The sequence below is a fragment of the Arenibacter flavimaris genome, from assembly GCF_030291335.1.
In the GTDB taxonomy this organism is placed as follows: Bacteria; Bacteroidota; Bacteroidia; order Flavobacteriales; family Flavobacteriaceae; genus Arenibacter.
Map to the genome: position 1 here is coordinate 55,630 of NZ_JASWIM010000016.1, position 22,487 is coordinate 78,116.

Consider the following 22,487-nt stretch of genomic DNA (forward strand, 5'->3'; position numbering starts at 1 on the left):
TATCGGTTGCAGAGCTTCGATCAATGCCCTTTGGCTTGGATTCTGGGCAACTATTACCGACCTCCCTTTTTTTGTCGATATTGTTTGATTAGTTGACGTTTAAAATCCTCTTCCGAACGCATCAATAAAATGGTCTTCTTGGCTGAAATTGTCTTGGATATTTTTTCGATATAGGATTTTTCCAACTTATATTTTTCTTCCTCCAATCTTTGCATATGTACCAAAAGTTCATTGGCCCGAGCGTCCGATAGGGCATCCAGATTTTTTATCTCGGAACCTATTTCTATGCGCTCCTCTTTAAACAAACCTTCCCTCTTGGCTTGATGCTCGTTGTAAATAGGCCAAAAACTTTGGGCTTCTTTGGAGGTGAGGTCCAATCTTTCCGTAATGAAAGCTACTTTTAGGGATTTTATTTTATCCCAATCCTTTCTTTCCTGTGAGCTTAGGGATAATGTAGCCACAAGGAAAAAAAGCGGGGCGAGTATTTTTATATTTCTAATCATCATTGTGCATGTTTAATTCTTCAAAATCGTCAATATGGGAATCCAGATAATCTATGATATTGTTATTATCCAGTCTACTTTCCAGAATATCGTTTAAGTCCAGATCATGGATAGGAAGTATTTCCGCCAAATCATAGGAAGAAAGTTCCAAATCGTTAAATTCAAAATAATGTTCTATGTCCGAGTTGGCCAAATCCGAATAGGACGGCGTTTTAACGCTATTAAATCTAACGCTAAGGAACAAAAGTATAACCGCAGCTATGGAAGCGGCAGTATAATAGTGTTTTTTATAGGATTTTAATGGAATTACCTTAGGCTCTACCGGGGTGTTTTCCAATTGCCCCAGAATCTTGCTGTTTATATTCTCAAAATATCCCTCCGGAACTTTGAATCCTTCATTTAGGGGCGTAGAAATATCCTCCTTGGCTATCTTTTTCATGAGATCGTTGGACAGGGTATCGAAATACCCCTCCGGAACCTTAAAGCTGTTATTTTTATTTAATTTATCCATTTCAATAGTTTGACCTTGAACAATATAAAAGGTTTAATTCTCTTTTAAAAAAGCTTCGATCTTTTTTGATGCCAAATGATAGGAAGCTTTCAATCCGCCCACAGTGGTATCTAAAATTTCAGAAATTTCCTCATACTTCATTTCCTGAAAATATTTCATATTAAAGATCAATTTTTGTTTTTCAGGAAGCGTTGCAATGGCCATTTGCAATTTATGTTGAATCTCATCCCCTTCAAAATAGACATCGGCCCTCAAATCTTCCACAGCCTTGGTCATTAACTTTTCGTTATTGATCTTAAGTTTGTGCGATTTGGATTTTAAGAACGACAAGGATTCATTGGTAGCTATCCTGTACATCCAGGAGTATAGCTTACTATCACCCTTAAAGCTGTCGATATTCCTAAAAACTTTTATAAAGGTATTTTGCAGCACATCATCGGCGTCATCATGGTTTAATACAATTCTTCTTATATGCCAATACAAACGCTCCTTGTAAGTATTTACCAGTATCTCAAAAGCCTTGGCCTGATGGTCCTTTTGCTTTAATTGTATTACTAAAGTTTCTTCCGCAATCAATATTTTGGACTTAAGTTCCATTATAGGACTATAAAAATCGAAAAAGGTTTATTTATAGTTCATATTTTATTGTATTCAATGGCAAAGGTAAACAAGTTTAACTACTACCATATTTTTTAGCTTAGCACCTTTTATAGATTATTATTTTTGTTTTTTAGCTATTTTTGGTGTTATCCCATGCAAAAGGGCACCTATAATATGTTTAACAAGTATATAAAGAAATCATAAGTGACCTATAGCGTACACAATAGTTGGCACAAGCTTCTGCTAGAGGAATTTAAAAAGCCTTATTTTGAAGCCCTTATGGTATTTGTTGAACAGGAATACGGCAAGGGGAAATGCTATCCTAGGGAGAGCGATATTTTTGCGGCCTTTAACCATTGCAGCTTAGAAGAAGCCAAAGTAGTTATTATAGGTCAGGATCCATATCACGGTCCTAATCAGGCCAATGGTCTCTGTTTCTCTGTAAGTGAAGGGGTGGCGCATCCACCATCATTGGTAAATATATTTAGGGAAATTGAATCCGATCTAGGCAGAGCCTATCCCCAAAATGGTAATTTGGAACGTTGGGCGGACCAAGGGGTACTCTTATTGAATGCCACCTTAACGGTACGGGCTCATGAGGCCGGAAGCCACCAGAATAAGGGATGGGAACTTTTTACGGATACCGTAATCCAAAAATTATCCAACGAAATGGAGGGATTGGTTTTTTTGTTATGGGGAGGTTTTGCAAAGAAGAAGGCAAAATTGATCAATCCCGAGAAACATTATATTTTAACTTCAGGACACCCTTCCCCCTTAAGTGCCAATAGAGGGCATTGGTTTGGGAACAAGCACTTTAGCAGGACGAATGAAATATTAATTAAAAATGGTAGGCAGGCAATTAATTGGTAATTCGAATAGGTTGGGACAAGTTTTAAAACAAAACTGTTCCAATGTTATGAAGGATCATGATCAATTGTTGTGTTTATCAAAAAATTAGGATTAATTTGATCAGTCGTGTTTTTTTTGATAAATAGTTTTTATTAATAGGAGCAATTTTGTAAAACCAATGATTAAATTATATCCAAGGCTTCAATAATTCTTAACGGCCATGCCATCTCCACGACGGAAGAAGAATGACCAAACCAGAGACCTTGATGGCAATACCAAAGGTTTTTAATAACGGAAAATGACTTATCCCCACATGAAGGTTGACGCAACGAAAGGACCGGCCTATTTTCAATTTCGTCTTAAATCAAGTGGTTTTCACATTGGAAGGTGGAAGGCGTCCATAGAGCATTTCACCCAAGTGAAAGCGGCCTGGACGCCGGGGCCGTGGAAAGTGCGTAGATTTAAAGAAATTTAAAATCAGCCTAGCGTTTTTTGGTTCGTTTTTTGGGCGATGCAAAAAATGAACAGAACACAAAAATGAGATAGTAAATTATTTTTTTTCTAATTCACACACAACTTTTGGGATTGATCCGTTATGAAGTATCGATAGGTTTCCATTTATTTGCTTAATTCCTGCTAATGCAGCAATATTTATATTACTTTTTTGTCCAAAAGCCAAAATGTACATTAACTAAATCTATATTTGTATTTTTTTTTGAATCTGTATTATAAAACTTGCAATAGCATTTGTGATATTAAATATTAAATAGGTTAATGAATTCCACTAGATTAAAATGGGTATTACTGGTTGATGATGACGGAACGACCAATATGCTAAATAAACTTTTTTTAAAAAAACTTATTCCAGATCTGGAAATCGATACGGTTACGGACGGTCATAGGGCGTTAGATTTTATAGAGGCCAATATCAATGATATAGATCAAGGTAGTTTTCTATTGATTTTGGATATCGAAATGCCGATAATGAACGGATGGCAATTCTTGGAAGCCTTCGATATTCTTTTTAGAAAAGAGGAAAAGGAGAAAATTGTTATAGCCGTTTTAACAGCCAATAGTAGTGAAGAATTAACCTACAGGGCACTATCCAATCCCCGCGTCAAGGAATGCCTACAGAAGCCTTTGTCGGACATCAATTTCAGAAGTATTATCCAAACCTATTTTTACGACTAGAGAAGATCAAAAAATTGCGTTGGCTATTTTTTAGGTTCCTTATATAATATCTCCGTGTTGGGGATTATCTTTTCTATCAGCCTTAAATCCTTTAAAGTATTTTGTACCAATTCCAAATTCTGTTTGCCTATATTCTTTTGTCCCCATTCCGTTAGGGATAACCAATGCCTAATGTCCTCCAATTCCTGATTGTAAGTATTGGCCAAGGTCCGGTCTATACTGGGAATTTGTTTAAAATCGGAGGTGTATACATTGATGACCTCAAGTATATGGGCCAAGGTTCCGGGATTTTGGGCTATAAATTTATCCGTGGCAGCAATTACAAAGCAGGGCCAGGGGGTAGGACAATCTGTAATTCTTCGAAATACACCCTGATCGACCAAGGGCTTTGTAGTAAAACGTTCCCACATAAAATAGTCGGACTTACCCTCTGTTAAACTCGTAACGGCCCCATTTAAATTATCCACGACTTCAAATTTTAATTCATTGGTATCCCAGCCTTGGTTTTGGGCGTTTACATAGGCCATTAGATGACTGCCACTTCCGTATCTACTTATGGCTGCGGTTTTGTTTTTTAAATCGGACAAGGCCTTATAATCGCTTTTTGCGGCCACGTGGATTCCCCATAGGAGGGGGGTGGCAATATATTCCTGTACTATTTTGGAAGGATTGCCCTCACTGATACTTTTTATAATCCCTTCGGTGAGAATAATGGCCAAATCAGTTTCATTGTCCCTTAACATTTGTGCCATTTTACCGGTTCCTTCCGGGATATCTTTCCATTTTAGGTTTATTCCTCTGGCGCCAAAGGCTCCTTCTTCCACAGCTAATTGCCATGGAAAATTAAAGTGTTCTGGAACACCTATGATGTTTACGGTTTTCAAATCAATTTATTTTTATGTGGATTGTCCATTAATTGGGCGTTGTGGCTATGATGGTGCCAATATCCCTTGTTATTTATAAATAATTATCTTGGTTTTGCTCTGTTGGTCCTTTAGGCTATTTTGTTCAGGGCGTATTTGATTAAGGCGTCTATGGCCAAATCCGGCCTGGACGAAAATTGGCCCTTGGCCCTGTTTGCCAGTATGCAGTTTAAGGAAACGGCCCTGTGCCCCAATAACTTTGCCAGGCCATATATCCCTGAGGTTTCCATTTCCAAATTTGTAATACGTTTATGATTGTAGTTAAAACTGGCCAGTTTGGCGTTCATGTTTTTATCTTCCAATTTTAAACGTAGACTTCGGCCTTGGGGTCCATAGAACCCAACATTGGTAGCGGTGAATCCAAGTTGGACTTTGTCCGAAATGAACTGGGCTCCCAAATCTTTGTCAAATGCTACTACATAGGGATTGGACTTGTCTTTCAGCCAATTGGTGTGCTTTACGAATGCTTGCTGTATTTCTGGGTGTTGGATGTGGACACTGTCGTAAAAATGCAAAAGACTGTCCAGGCCAATCGCATATTCGCTCAACAAAAAGGAATCTACAGGAATTTCGGGCTGAATGGCGCCTGAAGTGCCTATGCGAATAATGTCCAAGCGGGTTTTATCTTTTTTTATCGTTCTAGTTTCAAAGTCTATATTGGCCAAGGCATCCAGCTCATTTAGGACTATATCTATATTGTCCGTGCCAATACCTGTTGAGATTACTGAAATACGTTTATTGTTAAGCCATCCAGTATGGGTAAGAAATTCCCGTTTTCCCTTTTTTAGTTCAATGGTATCAAAATACTGTGAAACTAGTTTTACCCTATCGGGGTCTCCAACGGTGATTACGGTATCTGCTAGGTCTTGGGGAAATAAATTAAGATGGTATACGCTATGGTCTGCGTTTAGGATTAGCTCTGAAGAACCAATTTTCATTTTACAATTTTAGTATGCGGTTCGTTTCAGAGTTATAGAGGAAATTATATTTTAAGGCTCCGCCCAAATAGGCGTCATTTTCTTGGATACAGGAATAATAGCTAGTTTTTCCTTCCAAGATTTCCATCCCTTTTTTTGAAAGTTTAACAGGATTGAAATTGGTAAAAAGTGGCTTTAATTTGGTTATGACCCGCTCGTATTGGGTATCACCAAAGCCATAACGCCCTTGATTCTTTAATACCGTGTTCAGTAATACCAGCTTGGTCTTTGGTTTCGCACTGCGTGCCAGGCGCAGAATGTTATTTTCCACTTCATTGAGACCGTTCCTAATGGTTGGGAAACGCATTAAATGGGCTTCAATGGCACCTGATAGGTGGGAGAACTGAAAACTGTCAAAATCTTTAAGATTCTCCAATCTAATGGGGTTGTCGCTACAGTACAACTGCCAAACATAATCGGCATATTCTATATCGTCCTGTGTTAAAAGGGTGCGATTAGTGTATAAATTGCGTAGTTGGTCATCGGTTGATTCCCCTAAGCCTAAAATATTAACGGAATTATCCTCCTCCACACTCGATACCAAAGAAATTTCGGCATAAGGTCTGTGGGTCTTGAGCCAACTGATTACCGCCAACTTATTAATTTGATCAAAAAGATCGAAATCGAACCAAAGAACAATACGGTCTTCCTGTTTATGGTTACAAAGGGTGCGGTATTCTTTTAATGTTTTGTCAATAAACCAGGACTTGGAAACCTTGTAGTTTTTATTCAAAAATTCGAACCTGGTTTTCCAAAATGATTCACTTCCAACATTCGTTTCGGTCTTACCTTCACATAACATTTCGCGCCAGGTAATAATATCCCCTTCCAATTTAAGGGTACTTAATTTGTTGGTGAGTATATCACCGTTTGTTATGTGTAATTGGGAACTCATTGTAATGGTGGTTTAGGTTGTGGCTAATAAATGTAGTGTTTTATCTTAATATCAAAAAATAATTAACAAAAATCTAACCTCCAACGCGTTTAACTTTAAATCCTTTTTCTTTTAATATGGTCATTATTTTATCTCTATAATCCCCTTGGATGATTATGGAATTATCCTTAAAACTTCCGCCTACGCTAAGTTTGGTTTTGAGCTCTTTGGCCAATTTCTTAAAATCTTCATCTGCACCGGTGTATCCCTCTAAAATGGTTGTTGGTTTTCCCTTTCGTTTTTCATACTTGCAAATAATAGGTTCATCCTGTAGCCAAATATCATTTTCAGTATCCCTTTTCTGTTCATCCTCCGTAGGCTCATGATCCGGAAATAGATTTTTCAATTGATCCTTTAAGTCCATTGTATATTTTAAAATTATGCTAAAATAATATTTCAGCGCTAAAATCAAAACCCATCCTTCGCAAATTGGGAATTTTGTTGGGATGGGTCCTTTTAATTTGGTTACTGTTTATTCCATAGGAAAGTCTTCGTCATCCATAACCTCCTCCATTTGTTTAATATGCCTTTCCGTATGGCCAGACATAAATAAAAGTATTTGGTAGGCATCAATGGTTCCGAAAGGAAGTTGTTGGTAACGGTTTCGCAGGTCATCCTGGGTACTGTTAACATATTCAATATGTTCCTTCCTCTTGGATTTAAATTCTTCGACTGTTTCTTCAAAACTCCCGTATTTTCCCGATGGCTCAAAAGCTTCTCCTGTTTTCACCTTTTTACTGCGATCTTCTATCATGGCAATTAATCCTTCATCCGATATCTTAACTTCTGAACGCTTGCCAGGCTCTGCCCCATGGGCCAAAGTACTTTGAAGCATACCAAAGATCATATTTTCGGAAATTGCAATATGCTCGGCACATTCAGCAATGGACCAAGAATCATCCGTTGCCTTGTAATTGAGTTGCGCTTCGTTTAAGCCCTCAATAGTGTTTAAAAAATGATCACGGGATTTTGTCATTTCTTTTACGGCAAATTCCCTTTCCGCATCTGTAAGGGTGGAATTAATCACTCCAAATGCCAAAACCGCCAATAAAACAATTGGTAAAACTACTTTTTTCATAATGTCCAAGCTTAAATTGTTAATACTAAAGATTGTTCCATTCACTAGGCAATAATTAAACTTGGGTTAATTTTGACCTACTTCGTAATTAAGCCTAAATCTATTAGTCTTTCATGCAAAAATTCCCCAGCCGTAATATCCCCAAATTGTTTTGGATGTTCTTTATCCACACATTTTTCCAAACAATTTAAAGGCATTTCGCTAATTGGATGCATAAAAAACGGCACGGAATACCTAGAGGTACCCCATAGTTCCTTGGGGGGATTGACCACCTGATGTATGGTGGATTTCAATTTATTATTGGTTAAACGGGAAAGCATATCCCCTACATTGATCATCAGTTGATCCGGCCGGGCTATGGCATCTACCCACTCCCCGGCGTGGTTTTTTACCTGGAGCCCCTTGCCATGTGCCCCCATTAATAGTGTAATTAGGTTAATATCCCCATGAGCCGCGGCCCTAACCGCATTTTTGGGTTCATGTTGAATTGGGGGGTAATGTATAGGCCTTAAAATGGAGTTTCCATTTTTGATAAAATCATCAAAATAGGTTTCATCCAATTCCAAATGAAGGGCCAGTGCACGCAGAACAAATTTAGCCGTTTTTTCCAGCATCTTATAAGTTTCCTTACCCACGGCATTAAAATGGACCAATTCTTGGACCTCTACATTGGGTGGATATTCTTTTTCCAATCTTGGATTGTTTTCCACATATTGGCCAAAATGCCAAAATTCCTTTAAATCACCCTCTTTTCTTCCCTTGGCATGTTCCTTTCCAAAAGAGGTATATCCCCTTTGCCCTCCAATTCCGGGAATTTCATATTTATCCTTAATTTCCTGCGGTAGGTTAAAAAATTGCTTGATTTCCGAATAGAGATCGTCCACCAATTGCTGGGACAAAAAATGACCACTTAATGCTACGAATCCAATATTCTCGAAGGCACTTCCTATTTCTTTAATGAATTTTTCTTTTCGATTTTTATCGTTGGATATATAATCTTCGAGATTTACACTGGGTATTGCACTCATCATCATGTTATTTTTAATAAAGTCAAAGTTAACAAATATGGCTAATCTTCTTGAAATATTATTCGCCTTTGTTTTTCCGTTTTGTTACATTTATAAATTAATTAAGCCAAAAAGAACATAAACATAACATGCAATATAAAGGAGATAGTGTTGATAAGGCCATGCAATTGAAACTTTATCAACGGATGTTAAAACCACGCATGATAGAGGAGAAAATGTTGATACTTCTACGGCAGGGGAAAATCACCAAATGGTTTAGCGGTATAGGGCAGGAGGCCATATCGGTAGGGATTACCAGTGCCTTAAGGCCGGATGAATACATCTTGCCCATGCACCGAAATCTTGGTGTTTTTACTACGAGAAATATACCTTTGCACCGACTTTTCTCCCAATGGCAGGGTAAAGGCAATGGCTTTACCAATGGTAGGGACAGAAGTTTTCACTTTGGCACCCAGGAATATAGGATTGTGGGGATGATATCCCATTTAGGCCCCCAATTGGGGGTGGCGGACGGAATTGCACTTGCAGATCATTTGAAACAAAATACCAAGGTTACTGCTGTCTTTACGGGAGAGGGAGGTACTAGCGAGGGCGATTTTCATGAGGCCTTGAATCTTGCAGCAGTTTGGAATCTGCCAGTTTTATTTTGCATAGAGAACAACGGTTATGGTTTATCTACCCCGACCAACGAGCAATACAGATGTGAAAATTTGGCGGATAAGGGAGTTGGTTACGGAATGGAATCGCATATTCTGGAGGGGAACAATATCTTGGAGGTGTATTCCCAGGTCGATTTTATCTGTAAGAGTATGCGGAAAAACCCTAGGCCTGTACTATTGGAATTTAAGACTTTTAGGATGCGCGGCCATGAGGAGGCAAGTGGCACCAAATATGTCCCACAGCAATTATTGGAAGCCTGGGAGGAAAAGGATCCGATTGTAAATTTCGAAAACTTTCTTTTGGATGAAAAGATTCTTTCGGCCCATTTGATAGAAACCTTTAAAAATGAAATACAGGCTGAAATTGACTACGACCTAAAAAAGGCATTTGCGGAGAAAGAGGTAGAAGTAGATGAAACAAAGGAATTAAAGGACGTTTATAAAAGTTTTGATTATCAGGAAATTAACCCCAATGCCATTACTAAAAACATTCGTTTGATCGATGCGGTTTCCCAAGGCCTGAAACAGTCTATGGAAAGACACGAAAATCTGGTGGTAATGGGACAGGATATAGCGGATTATGGTGGAGTGTTCAAGATAACCGAGGGTTTTGTGGAGACCTTTGGGAAGGACCGGGTGAGGAATACCCCCATATGTGAATCCGCAGTGGTTTCCGCAGCAATGGGCCTTTCCATAAACGGAGTGAAATCGGTAGTGGAAATGCAGTTCGCAGACTTTGTAAGTACAGGATTCAACCCTGTTGTCAACTATTTGGCGAAGGTGCATTACCGCTGGGGGGAGCATGCAGATGTTGTTATACGGATGCCCTGTGGTGCAGGGATGGGGGCAGGACCTTTTCATTCCCAGACCAACGAGGCTTGGTTTACCAAGACCCCAGGTTTAAAAGTGGTCTATCCTGCATTTCCCTATGATGCCAAGGGGCTTTTGGCCACGGCCATAAATGATCCCAATCCGGTATTGTTTTTTGAACATAAAGGACTTTATAGGAATATTTACCAAGATGTGCCCGAGGATTATTATACACTTCCCTTTGGTAAGGCATCCCTGTTGAGGGAGGGCACAGATATTACTGTGGTGTCTTACGGTTTGGGAGTTCATTGGGCTTTGGAAGCTCTCAACGAAAATCCGGGTGTAAATGCCGACTTGATAGATCTGAGGACGTTGCAGCCCATGGATATGGAGTCTATTTATAAGTCTGTAAAAAAGACTGGCAAACTAATTGTTCTACAAGAAGATAGCTTATTTGGTGGGGTGGCCAGTGATATTTCGGCCTTAGTGGTGGAAAACTGTTTCGAGTATTTGGATGCACCCGTAAAACGGGTTGCCAGTTTGGAAACCCCTATTCCATTTACGAAAAATTTGGAAAACAATTATTTGCCCAAAGAAAGATTCGTAAAGGAACTTTTAAATTTAATAGCCTATTAAATATCTCCCTAAACATAAAATGGTTCAATATGCATATGATTACAGCGGAAGAAAAACTTAAGGAGCGTATAAAGGAGCTTACCTGTTTGTATGAAGTAACTTCTATAATAGTAAACTGCGACTATGACCAGGTGGAGGATGCCCTAAAGGGAATTATGCACTGCCTACAGAAAGCTTGGCTCTATAGTGAGGTAGCCCAAGTGAAACTCATTTCGGACCAGTACAATATTGCGACGCCAGATTTTCCGGATGACCCTGTGTACCTGGAATCCAGTGTCAAGGTATTCAATAAGAAGGTAGGTGGGTTGCAAGTGGCTTATCCAAGACCAAAATATAACGAAGACGATTTTTTAAAGGAAGAAGAAAAATTGCTTGGAAATGTATGTTTGGAGGTAGGCAATCTTTTGGAAAGAAAACAGATCAAGGACAATGAGATAATAATAAAGCGTAAAATGGAAAGGGCAGACCGCCTGGGTATTTTAGGAGAAATTACAGCAGGAATCGCCCATGAATTAAATACCCCCTTGGCCAATATACTGGGATTTGCCGAATTATTGAAAACCAGGGTAACCCAAGATACCCAAGCCTCGAAAGATGTGGATAAAATTATAAATAGTGCCATATTTTCCAGGGAGGTGGTAAAAAAGCTCATGTTCTTTGCCTGTGAAATGCCCCATCAAATGTCCTTGGTAAATATAGGCCCTATAATTGCCAATGCGGTGAACTTAATGGAACCCAGTTTTAAGAAAAAGAAAATTGTTCACGAACTCAATTTGGGCGACCAGCCCATTTTCCTGAGGGTAGATACGATACAGTTAACGCAGGTGATTTTTAATTTGGTGCTCAATGCCATATATTTTTCCCCAGTTAAAGGTAAGATTGGTATAACAGTAAAGGAAACCAACGGGAATATCCAAATTAGTATAGCGGATCAGGGTCCGGGTATAGATCCCAAAACCAGGGATAGGATCTTTGAGCCATTTTACAGTACCAAACCTGTCGGTGAGGGTTCCGGATTGGGCTTAAGTGTCGTGCACGGTATCATAAAAAGTCATAAGGGAACAATAAAGTATAGATCCAACAAACCTAAAGGGGCTATATTTACCGTTGATTTTCCAAAAATTTAAGATTATGGGCTTTAAGAAAGAGAACGTACTGATCGTAGATGATGATGTAAATATATTGGAACTTATCCACAGACACCTTCAATCCTTTAATTACCACACCTATAAGGCGGTTTCTGTTAAGGAAGCCCTGGTAATCCTAAAAGATTCCAAAATAGACCTACTGATAACGGATCTAAAAATGCCGGATGTGGACGGATTGCAACTGGTTAAATACGTCTCCGAACATTATCCCAAGTTACCAAAATTAGTGGTTACGGGATATCCCTCGGTAGACGATGCAATGAGCGTTATAAAATCCGGAGCCTTGGATTATTTGGTCAAACCATTTACCAAGGAAGAGCTTAAACAGGCGGTATTAAAATCCTTTAAGGGCAATTCTGCCGATAATGCAGAACCCAAAGGTCTTTCAGATTCTAAAAAAAGCAATGTACATGCATATGGGGAGCTCATTGGTAGATCCGAGGCCATAAAAAAAGTGACCGATATTATAGACCGGGTGAAAGACAATAAAGCAACGGTACTGATCAATGGGGAAAGTGGCACCGGAAAGGAATTGGTTGCCCGATCCGTGCACTATATGGGAAAATTTTCCAGAGCACCGTTTGTAGCAGTAAATTGTGGGGCCATTCCGGAAAATTTGTTGGAGGCAGAGCTTTTTGGCTATGCCAAAGGAGCTTTTACAGGGGCCAATGAAAACCGCAACGGTTTTTTTCAAGCCGCGGACAAGGGCACTTTATTTTTGGATGAAATAGGCAATGCCTCCCTGTCCGTACAATCCAAATTGTTAAGGGCGCTGCAGGAAAAGGAAGTGATGAAGGTGGGGTCCCAAAAAACAGAAAAAATAGATATTCGTGTCATTGCGGCTACCAATAGTAATTTGTATTCCCAAGTACAAAAGAAATTGTTCAGGGAAGACCTATATTATAGGTTAACAGTGGTGGAAATCAATGTGCCTTCCCTTCGAGAGCGAAAAGAGGACATTCCCCTGTTGGTGGAGAAATTTCTTTTAAAATACGGAGTGGAATATAAGGATAGATTGGTAACTATTGCACCTGCAGCCTTGGAACTCTTGGAGCGATATGCCTGGCCGGGAAATATTAGGGAATTGGAAAACGTAATTCAGAGAGCCGTAATCATGTGCGATAAAAGAATCGAAATAGATCATTTGCCCGATAATTTGAAATATAAGATCGATTTTCCCGAAGACAGTCTTTTGCCGTTAAGGGAGGTTGAAAAAAACTACATCTTAAAAGTTTTGGAGGCTACTGGCCAAAATAAATCCAAGGCAGCGGAAATCCTACAGATCGACCGCAAAACACTGCGCCAAAAAATACAATAACTACTTTTTTTTGATATGGGTAAAAATTACCCATCTGGGGAAAATATCCCATTTGTATATTCAAGTAAACATTGCTTGGTAATTCTCATATAATTCATTTTCAATTACTTATGTGTGTTGTGAATATTTCCGTGTTTTATGGCACCCAAGTTGCTATAAGGTATTTCTAAAATACACGGTTATGGGAAACAGCACTAGTTTATGTCCAAGTTGTGAGTATTTCAAAACATGTGTACTTACAAAAAATAAAAAACATATTTGGAACTGCAATGAATTTGAATCAGCAGATTCAAGGGCAGTACTTGGTGGAAATCATTTAGTTTTTAAAAATGAAGTGAGATTATTCTAAACAAAAATTTATGATTACAAAGTCAAAAACAGAATCGAAACAGGGCATGTTGGAGAACGTGATGCGTCAATTCAATAATGCTGCCGATATTATTGACCTAAATAGTAACATTAGGAAAATACTTAGTATAACCAATAATGAATTGTTAATACATTTCCCTGTTAAAATGGATAATGGGGATGTAGAAGTTTTTACGGGGTACCGAGTACAGCACAATAATGCGTTAGGACCTTATAAGGGTGGACTTCGATATCACCCAACCGTAGATATTGATGCGGCAAAAGCCCTTGCGATGTGGATGACTTGGAAAACGTCTTTGGCAGGTCTGCCCTATGGTGGAGCAAAGGGAGGTATACAAATTGACCCTTCAAAATATTCCACTGCGGAATTGGAAAGGATTACCAGAAGATTTACATATGCATTGGGCGATAACATTGGTCCTGAACACGATATACCTGCCCCGGACGTAAATACAAACTCACAGACCATGGCTTGGATCGTGGACACGTATATGTCTACCAAGTCGCCGGCCGAAAGGTCTAAAAATCAACATGTGGTAACCGGGAAGCCCTTGGGCTCCGGGGGTTCCGAAGGAAGGGATAGGGCTACTGGCTATGGGGTTTTTCTGAACATAAAATTATGGGCAGAAAAGAAAAAGGTAGACCTAAAGAATAAAAGGTTCATAGTTCAGGGTTTTGGGAATGTAGGTTATTGGACCGCCCATTTTTTGGAAAACGAAGGAGCCAAACTAGTGGGGGTACAGGATGCCTATGGTAGTATTGCCAATAGCGATGGAATTGAAGTATCCAAGTTGTACCGGTATATGCAGGGCAACAAGGGTAGTATTGTAGGCTATAGCTTGGCTAAAGTGGTAGATAGCGATCATTTTTTTGAATTGAATTGTGATATATGTATTCCTGCCGCTCTGGGAAATCAAATTACGGCTGGGAATGCATCCAAGATCAAGGCATTTTTAATAGCGGAAGGGGCAAACGGACCTACCGATGTGGAAGGTGAAGAGATATTGCTGAAAAATGGAGTAGGAATTATACCGGACATTCTATGTAATTCCGGAGGTGTAATTGGTAGCTATTTTGAGTGGTTACAGAATAGAAACGGAGAGTTGTGGCAATTGGAAGAGGTGTTGGCCAAACTGGAAAAGAAGATGAAGGAAGTCTTTGAGAAGGTATATGAAAAGGCAGAAAACAGGGATGGGGATATGAGAACAGCAGCTTATATCATCGCTATTGAGAGAATAGAGAAGGCGTATGTTCAAAGAGGGATATTTCCATAAATCAATTTAAAATAATACAGAATCATGAAATACGGAAATTTAGTGTTGGAGGAGAAGGAGTTCGTTTTATTAAAGCGTTTAGTTAATGTGTCAGGGTTTTACACGGATAATACCTATAAGAGTTCCATAGAAAAGTTGACCGAAGAGTTGACGTCTGCGGTGGTTTATAATGAAGATGAAATGCCCAAAGATGTCATTAGGTTCAATTCCATCGTCACCATCCAAGCAGTTAATGGATGGTCCAAACAATTTCAATTGGTAATTCCATCCCAAGGTGATTTCAAGAACAGCAAAATCTCAATCCTAACTCCAATGGGAGCTGCAGTCATTGGTTATGCCAAAGGGGACGATATTGTTTGGGAGTTTAGGAACGGGGAGCAAACCCTTAAGGTTACGGAAGTTAAGCAGGTACACAGCACTATTGATTCTGATATATTATTGTAATTATGGAAGTATTTTATGAGCATGATTCGGATGAAAAGTTAATTGCCAAAAAAGATGCCCTGGAGCTGAACAATTGGATAGGTCATCTGGTGGATAATAATAGGGAGTTGGAGATTTTGGTCAATATTGCCAAGAAATTGTCCAATGACGACCTTATTGCCGACTTGAATGAATTGATCTTGGAAAATAAATTACATCTAGGTGTTTTTTACAGGTATAAGAGTTCCATGGTCAATTTACATGAATGTGAAGATATGGAGTGCGATACATATTATGTTAATAAGCACGAAGAATATCGCAATCTGTATGCGGCCATTTTACAGGCGTCCCACAAATTGAAGGAAGAATTATATACCCAGATATTGATAAAATTATGATGTTGTTTTGTTAGCAGTCTGTTTGTTGGTTTTAATATTAGAGTTTTGGCTGTTAATGCACAAGGGAAAGCAATGCTTTCCCTTGTTTTTTTTAAGAAGATTATATAGATAGTTGGGCAGGCATTCAATAATCCACACCGATTTGCATTCGGGCTAAGTCAATTATTTTTTTATAAGAGCAAAACAATTATCCCTATCCGCAATAATTTTGAAAAAATAAGTTGTTCAGAGTATTCTGTGCCTGAAGCTATTAATTTTTAACTTCAAAATTAATAGGGTGCGCATCATACTTTTTTTCCACTTTCAACGTATATATGTTCAAATAATAAATATGACAATTATGCATTTAAGAAAACTTTTGTTTCTAGTGTTATTTACGGCCGGACTTATAACCTCCTGTTCCGTATCCAAGGCGGCAAGACAGGATAGAAGTGTTTTGAGCGGTAACTGGATTTTGAACAGTGTTTCCTATCAGGGGGGGCAGGGAAAATTTAAATCGGTACTATTTAATGATTCCGATGCCGCTTGTTTTGAAGGCAGTACATGGTTTTTTAGAAATAATAATAGTACTGGTAGCTATATGTTGGGCAACGGCAGTAATTGCGATGGCGCCGAGCGTTTTATTCGTTGGTCTGTTGTGGATAGGCCCGGGATGTCCAGCCAGTTGCAGTTTAAGTTTATAGACGAGAAATATAAGGATATTTCCGGAGGTCTGGGATATAGATTGGACATTGAACAACTCACCGATCAACAGTTGATTATGACTTCCAAAGTAACTGTGGAAGGGCAACCGTTGACCGTGGTTTATAAATTTACAAAAAATGACCTACCCTAGTAACAATAACTAGAAAGAAACATTCCTGCCAAAATACGGATAAGTTGGAGGTGGCACGATTTCTGTTCAAAGGATTAAATCGTCCACCAAATTTTGGGATTAACATTAAATAAAAATAAAATGAAAAAAATAATAATAAGTAGTTTATCGATAATTATGATTTTTGCTACATTTAGTAGTTGTCAAGCAGTAAAGAATACTAGTCACAAGCAAAGGGGAGCAGCAACTGGTGCTGCCGGTGGAGCTGTAATAGGAGGTGTTCTCGGCAACAATGTTGGAAAAGGGGGGAATACCGCCCTGGGAGCCATCATTGGGGCAGTTGTAGGAGGTGTAGCCGGTGGTTATATTGGGGATAGAATGGACCGCCAGGCAGAGCGAATTGAAGAAGAGATCCCAGGGGCGGAGGTCACTAGGGTAGGAGAGGGAATAAATGTAACCTTCAATGAGGAGGCCGGTGTTTATTTTGACACCAATAAATCGGATATAAAGGGAACTTCGGCAACAACATTAAATCGCTTGGTAGGGATTTTAAAGGAATATCCGGACACCAATATATTGGTGGAAGGCCATACCGATAGTGCGGGTGCCGATGAATACAATTTAAATCTATCCAAGCAGCGGGCACAGTCTGTAACCAATTATCTAATCACCAACGGTATTTCAGGGGGTAGGTTAACTACTACCTGGTATGGAGAAACGCAACCCAAGGCCGATAACAGTACGGCTGCAGGGAAGGCTAAAAACCGTAGGGTAGAACTGGTAATTGTGGCCAATGAGGCCTTACAGCAGGAAGCCCTTCAAAAGGCGAAACAATAAATAAAAGTTCTTTATATAAAACCCGGCGTATATCGTCGGGTTTTTTTGTTTATTTTCTGTACCTTTTGTTAATGGATAACTTTGATGTCATTATTGTGGGGGGAGGCTTGGCCGGTTTAACCGCCGCCATTCATTTACGAAAGGAAAACTACAGTGTGGCCATTATTGAAAGTAGGCAATATCCCCATCATAAAGTGTGTGGAGAGTATATTTCACACGAAGTGAAGCCCTATTTGGAATTTTTGGGAATTACATTGCCACAAACGTTCCAATTTAATGAAATACTGCTGAGTATTGAAAAGGGTAAAGCCTTGAAGGCTAAATTGCCACTGGGAGGCTTTGGACTTAGTAGATACATTTTGGACCATCTTTTGTACCAAAGGTCTTTGGCGTTGGGATCATTTGTCTTTAATGACAGCGTAACCGCCATTGACTATGAAAATGACAATTTCAGGGTCCTCCTCGCATCGGGCAAGGAATACAAGAGTAAATTTGTCATTGGTGCTTATGGAAAAAGGGCAGGGTTGGATAAGGAACTTCAGCGCCAATTTATAGAAAAGAAATCCCCATGGCTGGCTGTAAAGGCGCATTATAAATTGGACTCCTTCCCTGATAATTTAGTAGCTGTGCATAATTTCAGGGGCGGCTACGGGGGGCTTTCCAAAACAGAAAGTGGGGCAGTAAATTTTTGTTATCTGGTTTCCTACGATAGCTTCAAAAAAGAGAAGGATATTGCCAACTTTAATCAAAATGTTATTGCCAAGAATCCATATCTCGGCAAATTTCTAAATGAAGCCGAGATGTTATTTGAGAACCCCTTGACCATAGGACAGATTTCATTCCATAAAAAAAAACCAGTGGAGAACCATATTATTATGTGCGGGGATACGGCCGGCCTTATCCATCCTTTATGTGGTAATGGTATGGCCATGGCAATTCACAGTGCTAAAATTGCCTCGGAATCTATCCATGGCTATTTTAAAAATGGAGGAAATGATCGGTTGCAACTGGAAAGTGATTATGAAACCCAATGGAAGCATACGTTTGCCAAAAGGCTGTGGTTGGGCAGGCAGCTGCAAGCTGTAATGCTAAGCCCAAAGTTATCCAATCTGGCCATGGGGATATTAACCAATTCTCCCTATATTGTAGATAAGATGATAAAACGTACCCATGGACAAATTATTCAGTGTTAATGAATTTTAAAGGACGAAGCAATGCCCGGGAGCTCATGGATGACCCCCATCTGGATACACTTTTATTGCGGGAAGTTTATGCGGACATAAATAGGGTCAATACAGTTTTGCAAGGTTTTTCACTTTCCTTAGGTGCCATTGAAAAAATAATTGAGGAAAATCCCCAGACTTCCTACACTATTATGGATATGGGTTGTGGGGATGGGACAATGTTGGGAAAAGTAGCTGCCTATTATAAGAATAAGCCTGTACACCTGGAGCTAATAGGGGTGGATTTAAATTCCAAATCCATTGCAATGGCCAAAGAAAATTTTAAGGCGTATTCCAATATAAGATTCTTGGAGCTGGATATTCTGGCTCAGGAAGCAAGGGAGCTACAATGTGATATTCTGCTCTGTACCCTAACAATGCATCATTTTGATTCCAAGGAAATACCAATTTTTCTAGATCGATTTGTAAAACTGAGCAGATTGGGCATTGTTATAAACGATCTGCAAAGAAGTAAAGTCTCCTATTATCTTTTTAGGCTCTTTAGCCTTATTTTTATAAAAACAAAGATTGCGAAACATGATGGTTTAGTTTCCATAAAAAGTGCATTTACCAAATTGGAATTAGTAAATTTTTCCATTAATCTACCCAATGTAGAACACGACATATGTTGGAGGTGGGCATTTAGATATCTATGGATAATGAGAATAAAGGGAAAACAATTGCCATATGGAAGGGAGTAAGATAGTTGCAGTAACCAAATCGCTGCCACAATACAGTAGAAATACCAAGGATATTTTACCTTTTGTGGAGAAATGGCTGTACGGTAAGGATGAGCGGTTTCAGCGTAAAGTACTGAAAATTTTTGAAGGCGCAGCCGTAGATAAACGCTATAGTATAATGAGTCCCGAAGAGGTTTTTAAAGCAACTTCGTTTGAGGACAAAAACAAGGTGTATGTCCGGGAAGTCAAAAAGTTGGGAAAAACTGTTCTTGGGAAAGCCCTAGATAAGAGTGGTTGGACGGCAGACAGTCTGGACTATATAATTACGGTAAGTTGCACAGGGATTATGATTCCTTCCTTGGACGCTTATCTTATTAACGACCTGGATCTCAGGAACGATATTGTTCGATTGCCCGTTACGGAGATGGGTTGTGCAGCAGGTGTATCGGCCTTACTATATGCCAGCAATTTTTTAAGGTCCAATCCAGGAAAGAGGGCGGCCATTGTGGCCGTTGAAAGTCCAACAGCTACCTTTCAACTTAACGATTACTCTATGGCAAATATGGTAAGTGCTGCTATTTTTGGTGACGGTGCTGCCTGCGTTTTACTCTCTTCGGAAAGGGAAGCCAAAGGACCAACAATTGTTGGGGGGGGAATGTATCATTTTCCCGATGCAACACATTTGATGGGTTTCGATCTAATCGATTCGGGCCTAAAAATGATTTTGGATCCCTTGGTGCCACAGACGATTTCCGAACATTTTCCACAAATTATCCATCCTTTTTTGCAGCGGTATGGTTGTACTATTGAAGAAATTGATCATTTAATTTTTCACCCTGGGGGCAAGAAAATTGTGGAAACAGTGGAAAGGCTTTTTGGTGTTTTGGGCAAGAATTTGGACGATACCCGTGAAACGCTACGTTTATATGGCAACATGAGCAGTGCAACGGTGCTTTATGTTTTGGAGCGATTTATGGAAAAGGATATAGAGGAAGGGAAACGGGGTTTAATGTTGACTTTTGGCCCGGGGTTCTCTGCCCAACGCATTTTACTGGAATGGTAATAGGACTGGGAGATTATTAGTGAAACTCAATTTTGGGAAGTCGGTAAGACGCACCTTAAATTGCAAGTTGAACTAATCCCGCCTTTTTCGACGGGATCTAGGTTCAATACCTCGACCCTAGGATCGATTCCTATAATTGGGTTCGGGGCCTGCCTTTGTCGGCAGGCCTGCCCTCAGGTTTAATACCTTTTATTGGTCTAGGCCGATTTCTAGTTTTGGATTGGTAAACTAATGGTTTAATAAAATGATTGTTATATGTCTATTACGAGTAGTATAATTGATAAATTGCCTTATACCAATCCTTTTTTATTCGTTGATAGGATTAATATGATCGGCACCGATGCCATTGAAGGTTGCTACACTTTTAAAAAGAATGAATTTTTTTATGATGGCCATTTTAAGGAGCAACCTGTTACACCGGGAGTAATACTTACCGAATGCTGTGCCCAGGTGGGATTGGTGTGTTTGGGGATATACTTGCTTAATTTGGAAAAAGTGGATACAGGGAGTTTGGAGGTAGCTTTAAGTAGTTCCGAGATGCAATTTTTATTGCCTGTTTTTCCCATGGAAACAGTAACTGTAAAATCGAAGAAGCTTTTCTTCCGTTTCAATAAGTTGAAATGTGAGGTTAAAATGTACAACCAACAATCCCAATTGATTTGTAAAGGTGTTTTGTCCGGGATGATAAAGGATAGAAAAATATGAACAGGAGGGTAGTGGTAACCGGACTTGGGATATGTGCCCCCAACGGGGTGGGCCTACCCAGTTTTTTTGATTCCATGCTCCATGGTAGAAGTGGAATTAAGTTTTATCAAGAGTTGGCAGACTTGGGGTTTGGATGTCAAATAGCAGGACAACCGGAAATACCGGAAAGTTTAAAGGAATCTTATTTTACGTCATTGCAATTGAGGAACTTAAGGGCGAGTGGTATAGTTTATGGTGTCATGGCAGGTACGGATGCATGGAAGGACGCTGGTCTTGAAAAGGCAGAAAAGGATCGCCCCGATTGGGATAGCGGAATAATTTTTGGCACTGGAATTTTGGGAATAGACAAACTGCGAGAATCCATATATCTAATAGATGATAAAAACACTCGCCGTTTGGGCAGTAATTCCGTAATGCAGACAATGGCCAGTGGCATCAGTGCTTATCTAGGTGGAATTTTGGGATGTGGTAATCAGATAACAACCAATTCGTCGGCATGTGCAACTGGTACTGAAGCGGTAATTATGGGAATGGAGCGTATTAGGGCAGGGAAGGCTGAAAGGATATTGGTAGGGAGTTGTAGTGACAGTGGTCCTTATATATGGGGTGGTTTTGATGCCATGCGTATACTTCCCTCCAAGTACAATGGTAATCCCCAGCAGGCCAGCAGGCCAATGAGTGCCAATGCTTCAGGGTTTGTTCCAGGAAGTGGGGCAGGAGCCATGGTGTTGGAGTCTTTGGACAGCGCTTTGGAGAGAGGGGCCAAAATCTATGCGGAGGTATTGGGGGGAGCAACCAATAGCGGAGGTCAGAGGGGCTTAGGTACTATGACGGCCCCTAACAGTGAGGCGGTGCAGAGATGCATCCAGGAGGCATTAGTGGATGCAGGGGTAGAAAAATGGGAGGTGGATGTTATTAATGGACATTTAACGGCTACCTCTAAAGATGCCGAGGAAATTAGAAACTGGAGTGAGGCCTTGGGGCGCAGCGGTAAGGATTTTCCGTACATAAATACCACTAAGGGGCTGGTAGGCCATTGTTTGGCAGCGGCGGGAAGTATAGAATGTGTGGCGACCTTGTTGCAATACCGTGAGGGGTTGGTTTTTGGCAATCAAAATTGTAGTGACCTTCATCCGGAGATACTGAAATTGGTGGATGCTTCCAAAATCCCCTTAAAATCAATTGCCCATAGACCTAAAATCATAGCAAAAGCAAGTTTTGGATTTGGAGATGTAAATGCCTGTATTATCTTTAATGAATATAAGGAAATATGACTATGGGATATGATCACCATTTTGAGCAACTGAAGAACATTGTTAGGGCGTATCTTCCAGAGGATGTTCCTGAAGGAACCATTGGGGAGGATAGTAATTTTGTAAATGAACTAAATATCAATTCGGCCAATTTGGTTGATATTGTCCTGGATGTGGAAGATGCGTTTGGGATACGTTTGGAGAATGAGGATATGGACAATATGCAAACGGTCAGGGATGCCCTAAATATTGTGGCCCAAAAACTACAGGATAAAAAATAGCC

26 protein-coding genes are annotated in these 22,487 nt (G+C 39.7%); 17 read left to right on the top strand and 9 right to left on the bottom strand.

The window, feature by feature from the left end; translation table 11 throughout:
- Nucleotides 1-53: 53 nt before the first annotated feature.
- The 3 genes from QSE00_RS13315 to QSE00_RS13325 are packed head-to-tail and all read right to left on the bottom strand — an operon-like array spanning nt 54 to nt 1,590.
- On the bottom strand, nt 54-506 hold the full coding sequence (locus QSE00_RS13315) for a hypothetical protein (protein WP_286106318.1): 453 nt from the start codon (nt 504-506) through the stop codon (nt 54-56).
- Entirely contained in the window at nt 496-1,014 is a 519-nt protein-coding gene (locus QSE00_RS13320; protein WP_286106319.1) for a hypothetical protein, read from the bottom strand. Before QSE00_RS13320 ends, QSE00_RS13315 begins: the two co-directional genes overlap by 11 nt.
- 33 nt (nt 1,015-1,047) lie before the next feature.
- Complete coding sequence (locus QSE00_RS13325) at nt 1,048-1,590, bottom strand: RNA polymerase sigma factor (RefSeq protein WP_110357649.1); 543 nt, start codon at nt 1,588-1,590, stop codon at nt 1,048-1,050.
- A gap of 228 nt (nt 1,591-1,818) precedes the next feature.
- On the opposite strand from QSE00_RS13325, the gene QSE00_RS13330 reads away from it, so the two are divergent.
- A complete protein-coding gene (locus QSE00_RS13330) occupies nt 1,819-2,484 on the top strand; it encodes a uracil-DNA glycosylase (protein ID WP_286106320.1) in 666 nt (221 codons plus the stop codon).
- Nucleotides 2,485-3,237: 753 nt separating this feature from the next.
- Entirely contained in the window at nt 3,238-3,654 is a 417-nt protein-coding gene (locus tag QSE00_RS13335) for a response regulator (protein WP_110357550.1), read from the top strand.
- 23 nt (nt 3,655-3,677) lie between these two features.
- On the opposite strand, the gene QSE00_RS13340 is transcribed toward QSE00_RS13335, so the two are convergent.
- The 6 genes from QSE00_RS13340 to QSE00_RS13365 form a co-directional block, all read right to left on the bottom strand.
- On the bottom strand, nt 3,678-4,538 hold the full coding sequence (locus QSE00_RS13340) for a substrate-binding domain-containing protein (protein WP_286106321.1): 861 nt from the start codon (nt 4,536-4,538) through the stop codon (nt 3,678-3,680).
- A gap of 110 nt (nt 4,539-4,648) precedes the next feature.
- Nucleotides 4,649-5,515 carry a nucleoside phosphorylase gene (locus QSE00_RS13345; protein ID WP_110357548.1) on the bottom strand — a complete coding sequence of 289 codons (867 nt, stop codon included), beginning with the start codon at nt 5,513-5,515 and terminating at the stop codon, nt 4,649-4,651.
- 1 nt (nt 5,516) lies between these two features.
- Nucleotides 5,517-6,449, bottom strand: coding sequence for a DUF1835 domain-containing protein (locus QSE00_RS13350; RefSeq protein WP_286106322.1), 933 nt, complete (start codon nt 6,447-6,449; stop codon nt 5,517-5,519).
- A 73-nt stretch (nt 6,450-6,522) separates the two neighbouring features.
- On the bottom strand, nt 6,523-6,852 hold the full coding sequence (locus QSE00_RS13355) for a translation initiation factor (protein ID WP_286106323.1): 330 nt from the start codon (nt 6,850-6,852) through the stop codon (nt 6,523-6,525).
- Between the two features lie 108 nt (nt 6,853-6,960).
- Nucleotides 6,961-7,566 (bottom strand): DinB family protein, encoded by a 606-nt coding sequence (locus QSE00_RS13360; protein WP_286106324.1) that lies wholly within the window; start codon nt 7,564-7,566, stop codon nt 6,961-6,963.
- A 77-nt stretch (nt 7,567-7,643) separates the two neighbouring features.
- A complete protein-coding gene (locus QSE00_RS13365; protein WP_286106325.1) occupies nt 7,644-8,594 on the bottom strand; it encodes an isopenicillin N synthase family dioxygenase in 951 nt (316 codons plus the stop codon).
- Between the two features lie 128 nt (nt 8,595-8,722).
- Here QSE00_RS13365 and QSE00_RS13370 point away from each other — a divergent pair, with 128 nt between their 5' ends.
- The 15 genes from QSE00_RS13370 (at nt 8,723) to QSE00_RS13440 (ending at nt 22,485) form a co-directional block, all read left to right on the top strand.
- Entirely contained in the window at nt 8,723-10,699 is a 1,977-nt protein-coding gene (locus tag QSE00_RS13370; RefSeq protein ID WP_286106326.1) for an alpha-ketoacid dehydrogenase subunit alpha/beta, read from the top strand.
- A 29-nt stretch (nt 10,700-10,728) separates the two neighbouring features.
- Nucleotides 10,729-11,826, top strand: coding sequence for a sensor histidine kinase (locus QSE00_RS13375; protein WP_353477471.1), 1,098 nt, complete (start codon nt 10,729-10,731; stop codon nt 11,824-11,826).
- 4 nt (nt 11,827-11,830) lie between these two features.
- Nucleotides 11,831-13,165 carry a sigma-54-dependent transcriptional regulator gene (locus QSE00_RS13380; protein WP_286106327.1) on the top strand — a complete coding sequence of 445 codons (1,335 nt, stop codon included), beginning with the start codon at nt 11,831-11,833 and terminating at the stop codon, nt 13,163-13,165.
- A gap of 181 nt (nt 13,166-13,346) precedes the next feature.
- Nucleotides 13,347-13,514, top strand: coding sequence for a hypothetical protein (locus tag QSE00_RS13385; protein WP_181422931.1), 168 nt, complete (start codon nt 13,347-13,349; stop codon nt 13,512-13,514).
- A gap of 10 nt (nt 13,515-13,524) precedes the next feature.
- Entirely contained in the window at nt 13,525-14,808 is a 1,284-nt protein-coding gene (locus tag QSE00_RS13390; RefSeq protein ID WP_110357542.1) for a Glu/Leu/Phe/Val family dehydrogenase, read from the top strand.
- Between the two features lie 24 nt (nt 14,809-14,832).
- Nucleotides 14,833-15,252, top strand: a complete 420-nt coding sequence (locus QSE00_RS13395) for a GreA/GreB family elongation factor (protein ID WP_110357541.1) — start codon at nt 14,833-14,835, stop codon at nt 15,250-15,252.
- A gap of 2 nt (nt 15,253-15,254) precedes the next feature.
- Complete coding sequence (locus QSE00_RS13400; RefSeq protein WP_286106328.1) at nt 15,255-15,629, top strand: hypothetical protein; 375 nt, start codon at nt 15,255-15,257, stop codon at nt 15,627-15,629.
- Nucleotides 15,630-15,969: 340 nt separating this feature from the next.
- The gene (locus QSE00_RS13405) at nt 15,970-16,464 is read left to right on the top strand and encodes a lipocalin-like domain-containing protein (protein WP_286106329.1); all 495 of its coding nucleotides are present in this window, start codon (nt 15,970-15,972) and stop codon (nt 16,462-16,464) included.
- Nucleotides 16,465-16,584: 120 nt separating this feature from the next.
- Nucleotides 16,585-17,280: an OmpA family protein gene (locus QSE00_RS13410; RefSeq protein WP_286106330.1), complete on the top strand. Its 696-nt coding sequence runs from the start codon at nt 16,585-16,587 to the stop codon at nt 17,278-17,280.
- A 71-nt stretch (nt 17,281-17,351) separates the two neighbouring features.
- Nucleotides 17,352-18,473, top strand: coding sequence for an NAD(P)/FAD-dependent oxidoreductase (locus QSE00_RS13415; protein ID WP_286106331.1), 1,122 nt, complete (start codon nt 17,352-17,354; stop codon nt 18,471-18,473).
- Nucleotides 18,473-19,204 (top strand): methyltransferase domain-containing protein, encoded by a 732-nt coding sequence (locus tag QSE00_RS13420; protein WP_286106333.1) that lies wholly within the window; start codon nt 18,473-18,475, stop codon nt 19,202-19,204. The genes QSE00_RS13415 and QSE00_RS13420 overlap by 1 nt, the downstream gene beginning before the upstream one ends.
- Entirely contained in the window at nt 19,191-20,246 is a 1,056-nt protein-coding gene (locus tag QSE00_RS13425; RefSeq protein ID WP_110357536.1) for a type III polyketide synthase, read from the top strand. The genes QSE00_RS13420 and QSE00_RS13425 overlap by 14 nt, the downstream gene beginning before the upstream one ends.
- A gap of 255 nt (nt 20,247-20,501) precedes the next feature.
- Nucleotides 20,502-20,951: a 3-hydroxyacyl-ACP dehydratase FabZ family protein gene (locus QSE00_RS13430; protein ID WP_286106334.1), complete on the top strand. Its 450-nt coding sequence runs from the start codon at nt 20,502-20,504 to the stop codon at nt 20,949-20,951.
- Nucleotides 20,948-22,225: a beta-ketoacyl-[acyl-carrier-protein] synthase family protein gene (locus QSE00_RS13435; RefSeq protein ID WP_286106335.1), complete on the top strand. Its 1,278-nt coding sequence runs from the start codon at nt 20,948-20,950 to the stop codon at nt 22,223-22,225. The genes QSE00_RS13430 and QSE00_RS13435 overlap by 4 nt, the downstream gene beginning before the upstream one ends.
- Before the next feature lie 2 nt (nt 22,226-22,227).
- The gene (locus QSE00_RS13440) at nt 22,228-22,485 is read left to right on the top strand and encodes an acyl carrier protein (RefSeq protein ID WP_286106336.1); all 258 of its coding nucleotides are present in this window, start codon (nt 22,228-22,230) and stop codon (nt 22,483-22,485) included.
- Nucleotides 22,486-22,487: the final 2 nt, after the last annotated feature.

Coding starts and splice junctions, on each gene's coding strand:
- QSE00_RS13315 (WP_286106318.1), bottom strand. CDS start 506: ATGATGATTAGAAATATAAAAATACTCGCCCCGCTTTTTTTCCTTGTG.
- QSE00_RS13320 (WP_286106319.1), bottom strand. CDS start 1,014: ATGGATAAATTAAATAAAAATAACAGCTTTAAGGTTCCGGAGGGGTAT.
- QSE00_RS13335 (WP_110357550.1), top strand. CDS start 3,238: ATGAATTCCACTAGATTAAAATGGGTATTACTGGTTGATGATGACGGA.
- QSE00_RS13345 (WP_110357548.1), bottom strand. CDS start 5,515: ATGAAAATTGGTTCTTCAGAGCTAATCCTAAACGCAGACCATAGCGTA.
- QSE00_RS13350 (WP_286106322.1), bottom strand. CDS start 6,449: ATGAGTTCCCAATTACACATAACAAACGGTGATATACTCACCAACAAA.
- QSE00_RS13355 (WP_286106323.1), bottom strand. CDS start 6,852: ATGGACTTAAAGGATCAATTGAAAAATCTATTTCCGGATCATGAGCCT.
- QSE00_RS13360 (WP_286106324.1), bottom strand. CDS start 7,566: ATGAAAAAAGTAGTTTTACCAATTGTTTTATTGGCGGTTTTGGCATTT.
- QSE00_RS13365 (WP_286106325.1), bottom strand. CDS start 8,594: ATGAGTGCAATACCCAGTGTAAATCTCGAAGATTATATATCCAACGAT.
- QSE00_RS13370 (WP_286106326.1), top strand. CDS start 8,723: ATGCAATATAAAGGAGATAGTGTTGATAAGGCCATGCAATTGAAACTT.
- QSE00_RS13375 (WP_353477471.1), top strand. CDS start 10,729: ATGCATATGATTACAGCGGAAGAAAAACTTAAGGAGCGTATAAAGGAG.
- QSE00_RS13380 (WP_286106327.1), top strand. CDS start 11,831: ATGGGCTTTAAGAAAGAGAACGTACTGATCGTAGATGATGATGTAAAT.
- QSE00_RS13385 (WP_181422931.1), top strand. CDS start 13,347: ATGGGAAACAGCACTAGTTTATGTCCAAGTTGTGAGTATTTCAAAACA.
- QSE00_RS13390 (WP_110357542.1), top strand. CDS start 13,525: ATGATTACAAAGTCAAAAACAGAATCGAAACAGGGCATGTTGGAGAAC.
- QSE00_RS13395 (WP_110357541.1), top strand. CDS start 14,833: ATGAAATACGGAAATTTAGTGTTGGAGGAGAAGGAGTTCGTTTTATTA.
- QSE00_RS13400 (WP_286106328.1), top strand. CDS start 15,255: ATGGAAGTATTTTATGAGCATGATTCGGATGAAAAGTTAATTGCCAAA.
- QSE00_RS13405 (WP_286106329.1), top strand. CDS start 15,970: ATGCATTTAAGAAAACTTTTGTTTCTAGTGTTATTTACGGCCGGACTT.
- QSE00_RS13410 (WP_286106330.1), top strand. CDS start 16,585: ATGAAAAAAATAATAATAAGTAGTTTATCGATAATTATGATTTTTGCT.
- QSE00_RS13415 (WP_286106331.1), top strand. CDS start 17,352: ATGGATAACTTTGATGTCATTATTGTGGGGGGAGGCTTGGCCGGTTTA.
- QSE00_RS13420 (WP_286106333.1), top strand. CDS start 18,473: ATGAATTTTAAAGGACGAAGCAATGCCCGGGAGCTCATGGATGACCCC.
- QSE00_RS13425 (WP_110357536.1), top strand. CDS start 19,191: ATGGAAGGGAGTAAGATAGTTGCAGTAACCAAATCGCTGCCACAATAC.
- QSE00_RS13430 (WP_286106334.1), top strand. CDS start 20,502: ATGTCTATTACGAGTAGTATAATTGATAAATTGCCTTATACCAATCCT.
- QSE00_RS13435 (WP_286106335.1), top strand. CDS start 20,948: ATGAACAGGAGGGTAGTGGTAACCGGACTTGGGATATGTGCCCCCAAC.
- QSE00_RS13440 (WP_286106336.1), top strand. CDS start 22,228: ATGGGATATGATCACCATTTTGAGCAACTGAAGAACATTGTTAGGGCG.